The 17,695-nt window shown below is 43.3% G+C and carries 14 protein-coding genes; 4 read left to right on the top strand and 10 right to left on the bottom strand.

Annotation, left to right across the window (positions count from 1 at the left end):
- Positions 1-624 precede the first annotated feature (624 nt).
- Complete coding sequence (locus tag AC5RDS_RS11780; RefSeq protein WP_087382646.1) at positions 625-1,395, bottom strand: META domain-containing protein; 771 nt, start codon at positions 1,393-1,395, stop codon at positions 625-627.
- A 36-nt stretch (positions 1,396-1,431) separates the two neighbouring features.
- Positions 1,432-2,730: a 30S ribosomal protein S12 methylthiotransferase RimO gene (gene rimO, locus AC5RDS_RS11775; protein WP_041557175.1), complete on the bottom strand. Its 1,299-nt coding sequence runs from the start codon at positions 2,728-2,730 to the stop codon at positions 1,432-1,434.
- A gap of 113 nt (positions 2,731-2,843) precedes the next feature.
- On the opposite strand from rimO, the gene AC5RDS_RS11770 reads away from it, so the two are divergent.
- From AC5RDS_RS11770 to AC5RDS_RS11760, 3 genes are all read left to right on the top strand, one after another.
- Positions 2,844-4,685, top strand: a complete 1,842-nt coding sequence (locus AC5RDS_RS11770; RefSeq protein WP_013611095.1) for a YgiQ family radical SAM protein — start codon at positions 2,844-2,846, stop codon at positions 4,683-4,685.
- Between the two features lie 89 nt (positions 4,686-4,774).
- Positions 4,775-5,521, top strand: a complete 747-nt coding sequence (locus AC5RDS_RS11765) for a tetratricopeptide repeat protein (RefSeq protein WP_013611096.1) — start codon at positions 4,775-4,777, stop codon at positions 5,519-5,521.
- A 45-nt stretch (positions 5,522-5,566) separates the two neighbouring features.
- Positions 5,567-7,021: a TlpA family protein disulfide reductase gene (locus AC5RDS_RS11760; RefSeq protein ID WP_175315389.1), complete on the top strand. Its 1,455-nt coding sequence runs from the start codon at positions 5,567-5,569 to the stop codon at positions 7,019-7,021.
- Here AC5RDS_RS11760 and AC5RDS_RS11755 read toward each other — a convergent pair.
- A complete protein-coding gene (locus tag AC5RDS_RS11755) occupies positions 7,018-7,314 on the bottom strand; it encodes a RyR domain-containing protein (RefSeq protein WP_493592500.1) in 297 nt (98 codons plus the stop codon). The genes AC5RDS_RS11760 and AC5RDS_RS11755 overlap by 4 nt on opposite strands.
- A gap of 244 nt (positions 7,315-7,558) precedes the next feature.
- Here AC5RDS_RS11755 and AC5RDS_RS11750 point away from each other — a divergent pair, with 244 nt between their 5' ends.
- Positions 7,559-8,134, top strand: a complete 576-nt coding sequence (locus AC5RDS_RS11750) for a Fic/DOC family protein (protein WP_013611099.1) — start codon at positions 7,559-7,561, stop codon at positions 8,132-8,134.
- Here AC5RDS_RS11750 and AC5RDS_RS11745 read toward each other — a convergent pair.
- The 7 genes from AC5RDS_RS11745 to AC5RDS_RS11715 all read right to left on the bottom strand — a co-directional run bounded on the left by AC5RDS_RS11745 (position 8,124) and on the right by AC5RDS_RS11715 (position 17,660).
- Positions 8,124-8,291 (bottom strand): hypothetical protein, encoded by a 168-nt coding sequence (locus tag AC5RDS_RS11745; RefSeq protein ID WP_157741825.1) that lies wholly within the window; start codon positions 8,289-8,291, stop codon positions 8,124-8,126. The genes AC5RDS_RS11750 and AC5RDS_RS11745 overlap by 11 nt on opposite strands.
- 732 nt (positions 8,292-9,023) lie before the next feature.
- Positions 9,024-11,069, bottom strand: coding sequence for an OmpA family protein (locus AC5RDS_RS11740; protein WP_368323555.1), 2,046 nt, complete (start codon positions 11,067-11,069; stop codon positions 9,024-9,026).
- The gene (locus tag AC5RDS_RS11735; RefSeq protein ID WP_118103083.1) at positions 11,029-11,373 is read right to left on the bottom strand and encodes a tetratricopeptide repeat protein; all 345 of its coding nucleotides are present in this window, start codon (positions 11,371-11,373) and stop codon (positions 11,029-11,031) included. The genes AC5RDS_RS11740 and AC5RDS_RS11735 overlap by 41 nt, the downstream gene beginning before the upstream one ends.
- A 34-nt stretch (positions 11,374-11,407) precedes the next feature.
- A complete protein-coding gene (locus AC5RDS_RS11730) occupies positions 11,408-12,625 on the bottom strand; it encodes an alanine dehydrogenase (protein WP_013611101.1) in 1,218 nt (405 codons plus the stop codon).
- A gap of 11 nt (positions 12,626-12,636) precedes the next feature.
- Positions 12,637-13,053 (bottom strand): tRNA (adenosine(37)-N6)-threonylcarbamoyltransferase complex ATPase subunit type 1 TsaE, encoded by a 417-nt coding sequence (tsaE, locus tag AC5RDS_RS11725; protein ID WP_013611102.1) that lies wholly within the window; start codon positions 13,051-13,053, stop codon positions 12,637-12,639.
- Between the two features lie 15 nt (positions 13,054-13,068).
- A complete protein-coding gene (gene porW / locus AC5RDS_RS11720) occupies positions 13,069-16,533 on the bottom strand; it encodes a type IX secretion system periplasmic lipoprotein PorW/SprE (RefSeq protein WP_237982961.1) in 3,465 nt (1,154 codons plus the stop codon).
- 44 nt (positions 16,534-16,577) lie between these two features.
- A complete protein-coding gene (locus AC5RDS_RS11715) occupies positions 16,578-17,660 on the bottom strand; it encodes an Mrp/NBP35 family ATP-binding protein (RefSeq protein ID WP_370751995.1) in 1,083 nt (360 codons plus the stop codon).
- Positions 17,661-17,695: the final 35 nt, after the last annotated feature.

Below are 17,695 nucleotides of genomic sequence, written 5' to 3'. Positions count from 1 at the left end.
TACAAAAATAGCATTTCCACAAAATTTAGCAAACTATTTTTAAATTATCTGTTATTTATTTTTAAGCCATTTTTTCAATAAGTTTTGATTCCCTTTGTAAAAACCGATCCGAATCGCAGTAAATGAATAAGCTCCTGTCAATACCGTCGTCAGTGTAATTACTCACTACTCCCACGAGCTTCCGGTATCCCCCCTTCATCTGACATCAGAGCTAACCGGCAAAGAAAATACAACCGGAAATTTGCAGCAGCAGGAAGACGGACCATCCGGATTATTTCCAGTGAGAATAATCTTTCTTAAATTAAGACTGGGCTGCAATTCAGTGATAACGTTAGTCGGAGGTGATCGGGATTGGAGACCATTGGAACTCTGGCGAGTGTCGTCTTGCTTTTTCTGAACACCCGACCGGTGGTGTCTGACGGAAACGTAACGTAAAGTTTTTTGCGAAGTGAGGAGTTCCGCCGGTCAGTGATAGAAAAAGTTAGACGACCGACAGAAGCGACCGGTTCGACAATTCCGATCACCGAAGACGAATTATTAACGAAATAAACCTAGATTTAAATAACTTCATAAGTTCCCAAAAAAAGAGTCCCCGGCAATGAGGACTCTTTTAAGTTATCGATATTATTTGTCAGCTTGTTTATACAGTACCTTCCCCCGTTGTTCGATCACCCATTTCCCGTCGAGCCGGCGTACATTGTAAGTGTCGTCATCTTCCTGGTTCCAGACATATCCTCCTGCAGGAAGAGTACGGCGGTCGAGCACCGGATGATTATCATGCCCGGGAACATATACTTCTGCTTTTAACGAATCGGCAGCAAAAACGACATAAGCAGCCGAAGAACTGGATTTATCCGTTTCAGACACCAACTGCACGCCGTCTTCGAACAAACGGATACAATTCTGTTTTACTTCCGACCAGGTATAACCTGCAGCTGCATTACATCCGTGATCGTCCTCGGCCACTCCGATGCGTTGGGTGGTATCGACAGGTACATACACGATGAGCAGTTGATCTTTTCCTTTAAGCTGCAACTCCTGATCCGTTACCGTATACTGCTCTACCTTGTTCAATGCCTTTAAATAAGCATCTTCGAAAGGCATATCCGGGCAAAACATCATGGTAGCCCCTCCGGTCTTAAAGGTCATTTTCCCTTTTTCCCCAACTTCATAAGTTCCGAAGAAACGATTACATCCTGCAGAACCATATACCGCACTACTATCGCTAAATACCAGAGTCGGAATTTGCTGAGGATTCTTTACTTCCTTTCCATTTTCAGTCATCGACTTCAATTGCCATTCTTTGGCTCTTAACAAAGTCAGTGAATTGTCACTACTTTTACATCCGGTTACCGCAACCAGCAGCACCAACAACATTAATTTCATTTCTTTCATTGTTTTCCGTTTTTTATTATAATTATACAGTGCAAACTATTCTTCTTCCCTGATTTCAGCAAATAAATCGTATTCGTCTGCCCCGGTAATCACCATCCGGTAAAATTCACCGACTTGCAAAGTTCTCTCACCAGGAATCAAAACCTCGGGGTCTACTTCAGGAGAATCGTGTTCGGTACGCCCGACATAATACTCCTCTTCCTGCCGGTCGATAAGTACCTTCACAACCTGTCCGATTTGTGAACGCCCGATCTCTTCGGCTATACCGGCTTGTATCTGCATGATTCGCCCGGCCCGTTCCCTCTTGATTTCTTCGGGAACATCATCCTGATAATGCCGGTCACACCAGGTGTCGTCTTCATGTGAATAAGGGAATACTCCCAAGCGTTCGAACCTCATTTCCCGGACAAATTCACAAAGTTCCTCAAAGTCTTCGGCAGTCTCCCCGGGATGTCCGGTCATTAGAGTCGTACGGATAAATATCCCGGGTACTTCCTGCCGGATTTTACGTATCAGTTCTATGGTTTGTTTCTTAGATATGCCTCTTCGCATCTGTTGCAGCATATGATCACTACAATGTTGCAGGGCGATATCCAGGTATTTGCATACATTAGGACGTTCACGCATCACCGTTAACAATTCTAACGGAAATCCGGCCGGGTAAGCATAATGCAGCTTAATCCATTCCAGGCCCTCTATATCTGCAATCCGCCCGATCAGTTCTGCCAACCGATTTTTTCCATACAAATCTATACCGTAATAAGTCAAGTCCTGAGCGACCACCAAAATTTCCTTGACTCCCCCCTTTACCAATGCCCGGCATTCTTCCAGCAATTCTTCAAAATCCCTGGACTTGTGTTTTCCGGTCATGATCGGTATAGCACAATAAGAGCAAGTGCGGTTACATCCTTCCGAAATTTTCAGATAAGCATAATGGTCCGGTGTAGTTAAAACCCGTTGATTACGGATCCGCTCGTCGAAATGTTCACCCATCCGCTCCAATACCCCTTTCCAATCGAACTTACCGAAAAAAGCATCAACCTCTGGAATTTCTTCTTGAAGTTCTGCTCCATAACGTTGTGATAAACAACCGATCACATATACTTGTTCTACAATCCCTTCTTTCTTCCGTTCCACTTGTTCCAAAATGGTATTTACCGATTCTTCTTTCGCATCCCCGATAAATCCACAGGTATTCACAATAACCACCTCTGCATCCGAATTTTCTACATCGGTTTCAGTATCATAGCCTGCCTGATCCAGTTGTTTCAACAGCATTTCGGTATCGACCAGATTCTTCGAACACCCCAGACTGATAATATTTACTTTTTTCATATCGTCAAAAACATCTAAAAATACCCAAAGACGCTCTTCGGTCACCGAGGTTTTCAACTTTGGGGAGGGCAAAGGTACAAAAATTAGTTATCTTTGCGCAATATCTCAAATGAATGAATACGACGCAAACATTACAATGGCTTCCAACTTCTGTCAGAGAAGTAAAGGAACGAGGCTGGGATGTTCCGGATGTCATCCTGTTCTCAGGAGATGCCTATGTCGACCATCCTTCTTTCGGAGGAGCTGTCGTAGGAAGATTACTGGAATCTCTGGGACTGAAAGTCGCTTTGGTGCCTCAACCCAACTGGCAGGATGATTTAAGGGATTTCCGAAAACTAGGTACTCCCCGTCTGTTCTTCGGTGTCAGTGCCGGAAGTATGGATTCGATGGTCAACCATTATACTGCTGCCAGACGCCGGAGGTCGGACGATGCCTATACCCCGGATGGACGGGCAGGTGCACGTCCCGATATGCCTTCGATCGTTTATACCCGTATCCTGAAAAAACTATATCCCGATACCCCGGTGATTATCGGAGGAATCGAAGCTTCTTTACGCCGTCTCAGCCATTACGATTACTGGAAGGATACCTTACAACCCTCTATCCTGATCGATAGTGGAGCCGATATGCTGATCTACGGTATGGGAGAAAAACCGTTGACCGATATTTGCCGGTTGATGCAAAAAGGAATTCCCTTCCGCAATCTGACCAACATACCACAGACCGCCGTCCTGAGAGCCGGTGATGAAACTGTCGCGACCAATAAAAAGTGGCGAACGATCATTCTACACTCCCACGAATCTTGTCTGAGTAATAAAAAACACCATGCCGAAAATTTCCGGTATATCGAAGAAGAATCGAACAGTATCGAAGCGGCCCGTCTGATTCAGCCCGTAGATAACCGGCAAGTGATTGTCAATCCTCCTTATCCTCCGCCGACTACCCGGGAACTCGATGCCGTCTATGCTTTACCGTTCACCCGTCTGCCTCACCCCCGTTACAAAGGGAAAGAAATTCCGGCCTATAATATGATCCGGCATTCCGTGACTTTGCACCGGGGATGCTTCGGGGGATGTGCTTTTTGCACCATCTCTGCCCATCAAGGAAAATTCATTGTTTCGCGCTCTCCTGAATCGATACGGCAAGAGTTGGAACAAATCACCGCCATGCCCGACTTTAAAGGTACCGTTACCGACCTGGGAGGCCCCTCGGCCAATATGTATCACATGAAAGGTAAAAATGAGGAAATTTGCCGGTTGTGTAAACGGGCTTCCTGCGCCTATCCGACCGTATGTAAAAACCTGAATACAGACCACGGACCCTTATTACGAATTTACGAAGAGGCCCGTCAGGTTCCCGGCATCAAACATTGCTTTATCGGTTCCGGGATCCGGTATGATTTGTGTTTAAGTGATACAGGAAATAAAGAAGTTGATAAAACGAATAGACGATATCTTGAGACTGTCATTCGTCACCACGTATCCGGACGTTTCAAAGTTGCTCCCGAACATTGTTCTCCTACAGTGTTAGGTTTGATGCGCAAACCTGCTTTCGGTTTGTTCCAGCAACTGAAATCGATTTTCGATGAGATTAACCGAAAACACCGTTTGAACGAACAAATCATTCCTTATTTTATCTCCTCTCATCCGGGTTGCCGCCCCGAAGATATGGCGGAATTAGCTGTAGCCACAAAAGCTCTGGATTTTAAACTCGAACAGGTGCAAGACTTTACCCCCACGCCGATGACTGTGGCGACCACCATTTACTATTCCGGTTATCACCCCTATTCGCTACAAAAAATCGACACAGCAAAATCAGAAAAAGAAAAAAAACAACAAAACATGTTTTTCTTTTGGTATAAAAGAGAATTCCGGGAACAGATCATGACCCTGCTCCGTAGAATCCATCGGGCGGATCTAATCCCGAAATTATATGGAAAAGAGAGAGAAAAATAGAATCAATGTTTTAATTATTCAGGACGATTCGTTAACTTTGTCAAATCGTTGGGCATCTGCCCGAATAGTGTATAGAAAATCATATTCCAATGAGATATCAATTATTGCTTATAGTAGTAATTTTCCTGACAGCCTGTAACAGTAAAGTGAAACAGGCTAATAAGCGTGGACTGGAATATATGAAACAAAACCTGTATGAGCAAGCGATTACCGAGTTCGACAACGCTCTGAGTATAAACAATACCTGGTTTCCGGTTTATTACAACCGGGCTATTTCGTATGCCAATACCCGCCGTTACAAAGAAGCTTTAGCAGATTTCAACTATGTCATAGCCAATTATCCGGATCATGCAGATGCTTATTTTAACCGGGGTATTCTTTATGAAAATCTGGGTATTTATGCCAATGCCATTCAGGACTATTCCCAGACGATCAGCCTGCGTCCCGATTTTATCCAGGCTTACCATTACCGGGGAATAGCCCGGTTCAGGATGAACGATCTCGAAGGGGCTTTAAAAGATTATAACGAAGCCCTGCGCCTCGGAAAAAATGTCGATTTAGAAGTTGCGAAGGCAAAAGAATTCGGTTTGAATTCCAGTGCTCTGTATTTCAATCGGGGAGTAGTATTGCAGAAACAAGGCCAACTAGAAGCAGCGGTCAGGGATTACACCGAAGCGATCGATATCGATCCTTCGAGTGCCCGTTCCTATTATAACCGGGCCATTGCTAAAATGGCACTCTACCAATCCGAGGAAGCTTTAAAAGACCTGGAGATCGCTTCCCGGTTGGGCTTTGAAGCAGCCGACAAGGTGATCGCCGATTATTTCAAGAACTAAGTATAGCCCGAAAGGGTATTTAGGTGTGTGTATAATTCGATGAATATGAAAAATTTATTCTTACTTTTGGTATGCGGACTGTGCTTTCAGTCCGTCGGTTCGTTTGCACAGGGATATAAAATCCAGGTGAATATTCCACAAATGTCTAATAAACAAGTTATCCTCGCCAATTATTTCGAGGGAAAAGTTTACGCTGTAGATACGGCCCAAATCAATAGCAACGGTACGGGATATTTCCAGAAAAACAATAAAAAACTGGCACGGGGAATGTATATTCTCCTTTTCTCCCCCAGTAATTATTTCGATATTATGATCGGGGATAACCAAAATTTTTCCATCACAACCGATACCCTCCAGGTCATAGATAAAATCCGTTTTGAAGGTTCGCCTGAAAATACAGCTTTTCTGGGTTTTCAAAAAGTAATGACTTCGGCAACCCAAAAAAGCCGGCAGATCAAAGAAGCCATGGAAAAAGATCCGGCAAAAACAAGCCCCGAAGCAAAAAAGAAATATTCCGCCCGATTCGATCAGATCGATAAGGAAGTCCGTGATCATATCGCCGGACTTTGCAAACAATTTCCGAACTCGGCTTTAGCTACCTTCGCCAATTTTACACTCTCCGTTCCTACTCCTGATTTTTCAAAAGAAATACCTGAAAATACCCCCAACCGGGATTTTGAAATACAAAAAAAAGAATACCTCTTTTCAAAGGCACATTATTGGGACAATACTAATTTTCAGGACAGTACTTTAATCCGCACTCCTATTTTCAAAAGTAAGCTCGACGAATTCTTCAATACCAGAGTATTGATGATTCCGGATAGTGTCTATAAAGAATCGGTGAATATCATTGAAAAATCGAGAGGTTGTAAAGCCATGTTCCGCTATCTGGTAAGCTATTGTTTCAATTATGCCCTATCGAACAAGTATATGGGAATGGACGCCGCCTTTGTATATCTGGCAAAAAAATATTACCTGACAGGCGAGGCCGACTGGGTAGACAAAAAGACCCTCGAAAATATCGAACGGGAAGTGATCCTTACGCAATATAATCTGATCGGCCTGAAAGCGCAGGAATTGAAGCTGCCGACTATGGACGGCGATTGGGTCAGTCTATATGAAACCGAAGCCCCCTTTACGTTATTGCTTTTCTGGGAAGCCGATTGCGGACATTGTAAAAAACAGGTACCTCAGGTCAAAACAGGATTACTGGATAAATTCAAACCTTATGGTTTCAAAGTATTTGCCGTACACACTCAGAACGATAAAGAAAAATGGGAAAATTTTGTTACCGAACATGAACTATTCGATTTCATCAACTGTTGGGATCCTCAGAATCAAACTAATTTCAGGGTATACTATCACATCGATTCTACTCCGGTCATGTATCTCCTGGATAAGGAAAAAAAAATCATCGCCAAGAAACTGGATATCGAACAATTTGCAGATATCCTAACCAAAGAATATAAAAGAATCGGTGTCGAAGTGAAAAACGTTTAGTTTTTCACTTTTTTTATCCCGAAGCCGATTTTCTGAATCAATTTTAAAGTCTCCATGGCTGTCCGGCGGTCGTAATCTTTTTCCGTTTCGGACAATTCCTCATAAGGCACCAAACCGGGATGAGTACGAAGCATATCATTTCTTTCGGGACCATATTTCCATCCTTCGGCCAAACGGCCTGCAGCCCATACTTCATGTACATTTTTTGCAATGATCTCGGCCAATTCGCATAATTCCGAAGGTAGTTGTATATCGCTGACATCTATCGGGGCCGGAATATAATCTGATTTCATCGTTCGATCGTTTTATTTGTACAAAGATACAGATTTATTTCCGACACGAGGTGTCTTAACACCGGGTCTTTGAAACGGATTTTTAGAATAACCCGCTTCTCTCCTTTGTCTATGATCTCCTATTCGGCAGTTCGATAAAACAAAATTCGGGGAAATAAAGTATAAGCGGTTATAAAGATAAGCATCTGAAAAATAAGTCCTGAAAAATACTTATATTTACAGCAGTCTATTCAGCTATTTTGTCATGAGCAAGTATACGACAAATGAAGAAGAAAGCCAATGTCTGCCTAACCGGCTCGGTTTAACCCGTCCCGGGGAGATTGCAGAAGCAGAATTCGAAGGATTCCTGTTAGCTGAAATCATGCTGACCGAAACACTGACTACCGCCACTCGTTTCGACTGTCAATATATCCGCAATATACATAAACTGGCTCTGAAAGAACTCTACACCTTTGCAGGAAGATACCGGACGGTCAATATGTCGAAAGGAGGATTCCTCTTCCCTTCTGCTCTGTTTATACCACAGAGCATGCAATTTTTTGAAGATGAAATTCTGAAAAAATTACCCGATACTTATCCCGATAAGGCTTCTTTAGCCAAAGATGTAGCCATCGTCCACGGAGAATTGCTTTTCATCCATCCTTTTCGGGAAGGAAATGGCCGGACGGCCCGTATCCTGGCGAATCTAATGGTACGCAAACAAGGCTATGAAGGATTAAGGTTCGATAAAATACATTTCAGGGACTACGTCGTTGCTGTACAGCGGGTCAGCGAAAAAAATTATCTCCCGATGCAAAGAATTATAGAAACTATTTTTTGAGTTTTTCATTTACCCGGGCATAAATAGCCTGAACTTTTGCTTCCGGAATAAAAATCCCTTCTATACGGAAAGAAGCTATCATAGAATCAAGGATAAATTTTCGTTCGGTAGGACGTACCGGAGTGATAAAAACTGTGTTTTTCGATATCTTTTTCATGTTACAAATATACAAAAAATCCCCCTAAAAACCTCAAACAAACAGCATTTTTTATCGATTTTTCAGCTATCCGAAATCTTAAATTTCGACAATAATTCTTTTACAATTTGCGCATGAAGCTCTACTGAGAAAGGAACTGTCCACACCAGATCATTCTTTTCACACACCACTGTCAATAATCCCTCTGCAAGTAGATTAGACAGATTAATACTTTTTTCATGTTTCACCTTTTTCATTGTATGCCCACACTCCAAGATATAGAAGTGACCGATAGTCTACCTCTCAATAGTGGAGTCGGCAGTCCCAGAAATAAGAGGATAAACGTATCGCTCACATATCTCTACGCGACATACAGTTCATCTTTCTTATTTCGTAAAAGTTTTGCCGACTTCCTATTGAAAAAGATTAAACTTTACATCATGTTATTACAAACTTGGGTACAACTCTTTGTACCGAAACAAAGGTAATAACTATTTTTAGATAAAAAAGCAAATGAATTATACAATTTATTCATTTTAGCTAAAATTTTATTCTATCTACTTTGGACTATATTATTCCTATATAAAAAAAAAACCACGCTTTCACGTGGCTCCTTTAAACAGGAAAGGATTTATTTTTTCCGGGAATACTTATATTCCAATATAAATGCAATCAATAATCCGAGCCCTCCGAAGAACAGTACACAACCGCAATAGCCCGATTACCGGTTACGAAAGACTTTTTTGAAATAGTTCAATGGCTGAATTCGAATTCTTTAATCAGATACCCGATCCCTTTTTGTTTTAAAGCTGCAGCAGCTTGTTGTGCTTCTTCACGGGTATCGTATACACCGGTACAATAACGCACAACCCCATGGCTTAATTTCTCTGTAAACACTACCCGAAACTGATTGAGGACAGCAGGTACATTTTTAAATACGCCCAACTGCAAAGTAAAAAAACGGCCTTTTACCGCCCTTAATTCCCTCAACTGAGTCTCTCCGATTTTTTTAGTTCCTTCTTCAGCAGCAACAGCCATCTGGTTCGGATTGAATAAAGAGTTCGGTCCCGGCTTATAATTCGTACGCAATACTTTAAACTCGATTCTCCGATTCAATTGCAAGGCCGTTTCCCGTTGCTCTCCTCTCAAACGGCCGAAAAACCTTTCGTTCAATACCTCCCCGACTTTAAAGAACGGATATTCACGGGCATCCTTTTCATTGATTTGGCGGGGTTGAGTTTCCCCGTATCCTTTCGCTTCAAGCTGGTCCCAATACACCCCTTTCCCGATCAAATAATCGACCACAGCCCGAGCCCGGTGCTCGGATAAAATCCGATTAGCTTCGTCGTTTCCCACCATATCCGTATGAGCGGACAACTCTATCGTTATATTCGGATTATCCTCCAGAATAGTCAATAATTCTTCCAGATTCTGTCGTGCCTCCGGACGTAACTCCCATTTAGCCACATCAAAATAGATATTAGGTATGACGATCGGTTTTTCTATCGGCTGCATCCCGATCTGTAATTCATAAAGCCGGTCGGCTTTTTCCCGATAAGTCGATACCAGTCCCTTCCCTTTCAGGAAACGGGGATGGTCGGTGACAAATACATACTCACAATCAGAAACGACTTCCATTTCTGCCCTTCCCAGTGAATCCGTCTCTAAATAAGAGACTTCTCCATTATCGGCAGTAACCGTAACATTTACTTTGGCTATCGGAAGTTCGGTCACTGTATTGACTGTCAATAAATTGATTTTCAATTGTTGCGGTATAAAACTAAAACGATAAATATGATCGTTTCGACCGCTTCGTCCCGAAGTAAGCAAACCGTCCTCCGTTCCCGGTTTAAAGGCAATACCGAAATCATCTGCAAAAGAATTTAAGGGTGCAGGCAAATGAATGATAACCTCCTTTCCAGCTACATTCCCCACTTTATACAAATCCAATCCCCCAAAACCATAATGCCCGTTAGAAGCAAAATAAAACTCTCCATTCTCTCTCACATAAGGAAACATCTCGTCCCCGGCCGTATTGATCAATTCGCCTGCATTCTGAGGTTGCCCCCATTTTTCCTCCAGCCTGTCCACATACCAGATATCTTTTCCTCCGAACCCTCCGGGCAGCTGATCGGTGACAAAATACAACCGTAATCCGTCAGGAGTCAATGCCGGATGTCCGATAGAAACAGAATCCCCGCAAATACCGGCTAAAGAAACGCTACCCCATTCTTTTTTTTCGGTTTCCTCCCCGGAATTAGCGGCTTGCCGGATTACTTTATAAATACGGGTACCTACCTGGCTCTCTTTGATCATACGTGAAGAGGTGAAATAAAGTGTACGCCCATCGGGAGCAAAGCACATGACTCCTTCACTCCGGTTGGAATAAATAGAATCTTTCTGCAATTCCGGTTGCAACCATCGTGGTTCCTTAAAACGCTTTACCTTCACTTTACCTTGTTTATCCGTAGATCTGATTTCCTGCACATACCTCGTCCCGTAGATATGGCTATACCCTTCGCCGGTAACCGGGTCTGTCTTTATTCTCTTTTTTCTCGGATCGGGTTTGCGCGTAGAAGCCAATAAAACCCGGGTCGTATCCCCCGGCACATACACCGGAGCGAAATCGCTGTACCTGGAGTTAAACTCCCGCTTCAAAGCTATCCGGTAACGCCCTTGTTCTCTCAGATCGTTATCCACTTGTTCCAGATAATAAAGGCCATCGTTTCCTTTTCCATCACCGAACAATGCTTCTTGTTTACGATAATATTCCCTCGCCGTAGCGGTATCGTCGTTCATCACCGCAAGCTTGAGCCACTTTCAGATAGATTTCAGGCATTTGCGGATTGGCTCTTTCGGCTTTTCTCAACCAGTTGTAAGCTTCTTTCAGCCGATTTACATTTTGATTTACCTGCCCAGCCTTTATCGCTGCAAGTGCCTGAAAATCTTTGGATTTTGTTTTATGATAAGCCTTTTCGTATTTCGATCCGGCCTTATAAAATCGTCCGGTCTCCGCCATACGATCCCCTCTCCTCATATAATATTTTGAAGAACAGCCCATCATTCCGACGAGCACACCACAAATAATCAGAAAAAATTTCATAACCACATCCAACTAACCGGCATCTGCCCCGATTTTACAAAGCAGCGATCAATAAATTTATATCTCTGGCTATCAAGCCCAACTTATCCGCAATCACATTCTTAGTCAAAATTCCGTTATAAAGATAAACCCCTTCCCTTAACCCTGCATCCATCCGGATGGCATTGGTAAATCCTCCTTGCCTGGCAATATGCTGAAGCATAGGTAAGAAAACATTACTATAAGCGATCGAAGCAGTCCGGGCTACCCGCGACAATACGTTCGGAACACAGTAATGGATTACTCCTTCATAAGTATACACCGGTTTTTCGTGAGTCGTCGGACCCGCTGTCTCAATACATCCGCCATGATCGATAGACATATCCACGATCACCGCTCCTCTTTTCATCAACCTCACCTGGGCTTCCGAAACAACGGTATTCTCTCCGTTATCGAAACAACGCATAGCTCCGATAAGCACATCGGCCGAAGCCAACGCTTTATCCAATACCGGTTTATGAAAAACAGAGGTAAATACCCGCTGTCCCAAAACCTCGTTCAGCTTCCGGAGACGCTCGACCGAATGATCGAAGATTTTCACGGTCGCTCCCAGGCCTAAGGCTGCACGGGCAGCGAATTCACCCAAGGTGCCTGCTCCCAGAATAACGATTTCCGCCGGCGTAATCCCACTGATACCTCCCAAAACAATCCCTTTACCTCCCCGCGAATTATTAAGATATTCACTGGCTATCATGATGGCCGAATTACCGGCAATCTCACTCATAATCCGGACCACCGGATAATACCCCTCTCCGTCTTTCAAAATATCGAAACCGACTGCCGTCACTTTTTTCTGCATCATTTCGGTAATGGCATCCTTCCGCATGTCACAGAGTTTCAGAGGGGAAAGAATCACTTGCCGGTCGTGCATATAAACCGTATCCCCGGCAGAAACAGAAGTCGCCTTAAGCACAACGTCGGCAGTATACACTTCACCTAAAGTCTCTACGATCATAGCACCGGCATCGGCATATTCCGTGTCACCGTAATAGGCATTATTACCGGCCCCACGCTGGATCAACACTTCATGTCCCATAGAAACCAGGATATGAACAGATTCGGGAGTGAGACAAATCCGGTTCTCCCCTTTCTCCAGCTCGTTCGGTATCCCCAGAATCAATTTCTTCTGCCTTTTATCCTGAAAAACTTCTTTTTCCTGATAAAGAAACCATTGCTTATTAATCGTTCCCGACATTCTGCCTGTGTTGTCCATAGTCTTAAAAGTTAAATTTCCACCTTCAATTCACGACTTCCATCCGGATTTTCAGTAAAATAACAATCGACGATACCTTCTGGAAGCAGCTCGTCTATTTTTTCAGGCCATTCGATAAAACAACGGTCTCCACTGAAAAAATACTCTTCATAACCGAAATCAAGCGCTTCAGCTATATGGTTTACGCGATAAAAATCAAAATGATATAGGGATTTCCCATTTTTTGTCTGATACTCGTTGACCAGGGCAAAAGTCGGGGAACTCACATCGTCGGTTACCCCCAGACAGGCTGCGACGGCCTTTACAAAAGTAGTCTTCCCTACTCCCATCGGTCCGTACAAAGCAAAAATAGTTTTGTCTCCGACATAATCCAAAAATTCTGCCGCCACTTTATTCAGATCTTCGAGATGATTGATTGTCCATTTCATAGGCTTCTAAATCCATTAGTTCAAATAATATTTCTTAAAAAATTCAAGATAAACCTCTATATTCTTTTTGCCGGTCAATGTCTGCAAATTCACTTCAGTAATAATGAAATTCGTATAATCGACATTTCTCAGCGATTTGAATAATTTCCGGTTACCGATGACTGTCGTGAAATAACGCATCGCTTCTTCTTTGTTATTGAAACCGGACACCACCATACAATCGTGTTCTTCATCGAACTTCAAATTGTTCAAAGTCAGTCCTGCAAAATTGAATTCTTCGAAAATTGTTTTCAGCCGGTAGGGATCGATCGTATTGGGATAGAACAAAACGAACTTGTGTGCTACGCTCTTATTGTAAATATAATCCCCATCTTCAACCCCGATAGCTCCCGCACTTTTCAGATAATGATCATCGAAAAATTTCAGGTATTCTTCCAGGTATTCATTTTCCTGCATAGCTTTGAGATTATGGGGAGTGATCAGGAATACTTCATAATCTACCCCGGCCAGCAAATCGAACAATTTCTTATTTTTCAGGACTGCCGACATATAGTCCAACGCCTGTTTCTTATTACCGATATGCTTGACCACTATCAATTCCAGATCCCGGTTATAATCCCCTTTTTCGAATGTAAATGCAGGATCCACTTCCTGCAAAGCTTCTACAATGCGTTTCGTATTGACTTCCCGGAAAGGAACAGCCAAAACAAAATGATGATTCTCTTGTTCTTCATTGTTAAAGACATGGGCAGCAGTCCCCCATTTCCCTACAATTTTCTCACCTTGGTAACGATCCTCAAAATAATTCTCGGTAAAGAAATCGACATACTGATCGATATTATTCAATCGCTTCAGGATAGAGAAGTTGTCCGGCGATATAGCGAACATCCGGTAACTTTCGTTTCCCAGAATCTTCAACAAAAACTTATCCGTAGCTATTTTATGCAAATATTCGGAAGCTTCCGAATACTGTCCGAACCGACGAACAACCAGCACCTCTTTTTTGTACCCGAGCTCTTCTTTTTTCATTTCATAACTTTTCCCTTCGGCCATTTCGGCAGCATGAATAAACTTCAAACGCGCTTTAAATCTGGTTTCCTGAACGGTTGTAAATTCCTGTGGCAAAAACAATACCACCCATTGTTCTTTTTCTTTCTCGATTTTATAAGTTGTTTCTTCTTTCCGGCTACGACCAGCCAGTACTTCTTCATCGAATTGCCAATTGCGGTTCGCCTGTAAAGAACGGGCCTGAGCCATTTCCGCTTCGGAATACCGAACAGGTTTTTCTCCTACCGCTAAAGAAGCCAGGATGTCGCTAGTCACCTGCAGAATCTCTTTTCCGGGACGGGCTGCAATTACCTCTTCCAAAGCGTTCTTCGCCTCCTGGGGAGAACCGGTATTTACAACACACATCGCTTTCAGAAACAGCACATTTGCTTTCAATTTATTATCCGGGTACGCTTTCAGGATTCTGTCACAAATTTGTGCTGCTTCGTGGTAATAAACTTTTTGGTAATATCGGTAAGCTTCCTGATACTTTTTCTCTACCACTTTCAGCACATCTTCGACCTGACGGAAATAGTTCGGGTCTTGTAGTCCCCGGGCGAAATCACTTTCAGGGAAAAGAGCGGTCAGCTCTGTTTTATATCTTTCAGCCTCTGCCGCCTTACCTGCCTTGAGAGCGGTCGTGGAAGCCAGATAATAGACCATCGGCAGATTAGCGGTATTTTTAAAACGCTGAATATAAGCATCGAAACACTCTAAAGCCTTTTCCGGATCATTCAAACGGTACAAATAAATTTCGCCGGCTTTATAATAAGCTTCTTCGATCTGTTTTTCAGATGCCTGCAGCATTTCCGGTGTCAGGGGGAGATCCTGCAAATAATACTCCCTGCTCTTTACATCTTTCACTTCCCTTTCTCCTCCCGTCATCTCTGCTAATTCTTCGCCGGTTTCGTCTGCCAAACCGATACTTGCTTTGTTTCGTCTGCGCCAATTGTCTTCCAGCTTACGCCGTCCCCATTTCCGCTTAAAATCATTTTTCCCCAGAGCAATCGTCACGGGATTATAAAAATACCAATCCCCTCCGCGGTTACCCTGTGAAAAAGCATCTCCCCGGCTAAGCATATCGTTACGGCGATAAAAATTACGCTCGGCCTGCTCCCTTCGTTCCTGTTCTTTGCGAGTATTTTCCTGCTCTTTAATCGCAGTGATTTTATCGTCGATCAAGCGGTTTCTCTCTTCTTCCGGTAACACCGCTATCCGCTGCAAACTATCCTGCGTTTGTATAATTCTCAGATTCGTAACCAATTCGGTCAGATCGGTCAGTAAAGATTTTAGTTTTTCATAATCTTCATAACGCGAATCCATGACAAGCAAACAAGAATCGTAACAACTCTGTGCCTGCACATAGGCCTTGTTTTTGAAATAATAATCCCCTAATTTTACAAAAGACAAAGCCTGCTGATTATCGTTATCTACAGAGGCATGCACGGATTTCCAATACAAACCGGCCGCTCCTTCCTCATTTCCACGTTTATTTTCGATATTGGCCAAAGCATAATAAATCCGATCCTGAAATTCCTCGTTCCGGGAATCCCGCAACATTTTCTTCAATTTCTTTTCTACGGCCGCATCTCCTTCCTGATAGGCTGAAGCCATACCGATCCGGGCATTGAAGACCATTTCATAATTGAAATTGAACCGGGTAGCTTTTTTCAATGCCAGTTTAGCAGCCCCATCCTGATTTTCTTTTACATATAATTGAGACAACAAAAAATTGTAGCGCGGTTTACGTTTTATGCTTTTACAAGTCCTGACCAATCTTTCTGCCTCAGGAATCGCTTGTTCGTACATACCTTGACGCACATAGAAATCGGTTCTCGCCGCAGCAACCATCTCCCGTTGTTTCCGCTTTAATGTGCTCCCGTCGAGCCGGTCCATGATCCGGGCAGCCTCTTCGTAGCGTCCCATTTCCGTCAGGCTCCGGAATAACCAGATCGACACCTCGGTCATCAAGGCCTCGTCTTCGGCATATTGCCTTTGTATAAAACGAAAAGTGTTATTGGCCATCGTGTATTTCTTCTTATAGAAATAAGCTTTCCCCAATAACAGATAGCATTTATCCAACTGGTTATTAAATTCTTTTTTCTTTCGGAAGGTCTGATAATTTTTGGAATCTTTATTCTTTCTCCGCCTGGGTTTAGCCGTGATCGAATGTTTATCGATCGCTTTAGCCGCCTTTTCGATCGCGTAGTCCATATCGGAGCTGCAAATACTACGCGTCTGTTCGTCATTAGATACGAAAACAGGCAAAAGGTGGGTATAATCCTCCTTATGCCTGTTTTCCATATGCTTTATCCCGGACTTCAAAGCCTGGTCACCGTTAAAATATACGTTATAACGGGTAGTCAACTGGTGATAGTTACGTGAAAAGAAATTGTTTCTCTTCACCGAACAACCGCACAGCACCACCATCATCCCCGTTAATATATAAGAAGAATATTTCATTTAGACATGCTGTCCTATTGTCTGGTGACTCTCACTCTTTTTGCCGGGTCGTGATTTTCCTCTACGGCTTTCACAACTTCATCCGCCAACTGCCTGAACGCTGTTCCCGTAATCGAATCGGCATTCAAAGCTACAGGTTTACCTGCATCGCCTCCATCGCAAATACTCTGTACAACAGGTATTTCGCCCAACAACCGGAGACCTCTTTGTTCGGCCAGTTGTTTCGCCCCTTCCCGTCCGAAAATATAATATTTATGATCGGGCAATTCAGCCGGAGTAAACCAGGCCATATTTTCCACCAGGCCTAGCACGGGCACCTGTATACCCGGCGACTCGAACATATTGATTCCTTTGATTGCATCGGCCAAAGCCACCTGCTGAGGTGTACTGACTACAATAGCTCCTGTCAGGGCGACAGTTTGTACCAAAGTCAAATGAATATCGCTGGTTCCCGGCGGAAGGTCGATCAGCATATAATCCAATTCGTCCCAAAAACCTTGCTCCACCATCTGTTTCAATGCATTGGAAGCCATCGGCCCCCGCCAGACAGTGGCAGAAGCCGGATCGACAAAGAAACCGATAGATAACAATTTTACGCCATATTTCTCTACCGGCACAATGAAATCCTTTCCGTCGATCTGCTCCATATAGGGCTGAGCCTCTTCGCAACCGAACATTTTCGGAATAGAAGGACCGAAAATATCCGCATCCACCAAACCCACTTTATATCCTTCAGCAGCCAAAGCAACCGCTAAATTGGCCGCCACGGTAGATTTTCCTACTCCTCCTTTACCCGAGGAAACAGCGATTATATTTTTTACCTTTTCCAGGGACAACGGTCTCTCCAAATCCTGAACAAACAGGTTTTCGATCTCTACCTCCGTATAAGAAGTTTTTTCTTTTATCAGGGCTTCCGCTTTTTTCTTCACCGACCCGACAAACGGATCGCCGGCTTTCTGAAACACCAGCCGAAACAACACTTTCTCTCCCTCGATCCGGATATTTTGCACCATATCCAGTTCCACAATATTTTTAGAAGTACCGGGATACTTCACTTCTGTGAGAAGATCCCTGATTTCTTTAAGTTTTTCCTGCATCATAACATTTAAAAATTTAATATCCCTTTAGGGGT

This window comes from Odoribacter sp. (assembly GCF_985060555.1).
Note: the sequence above shows the minus strand (reverse complement) of the source record. Positions and strands in the feature narration are given on the sequence as shown.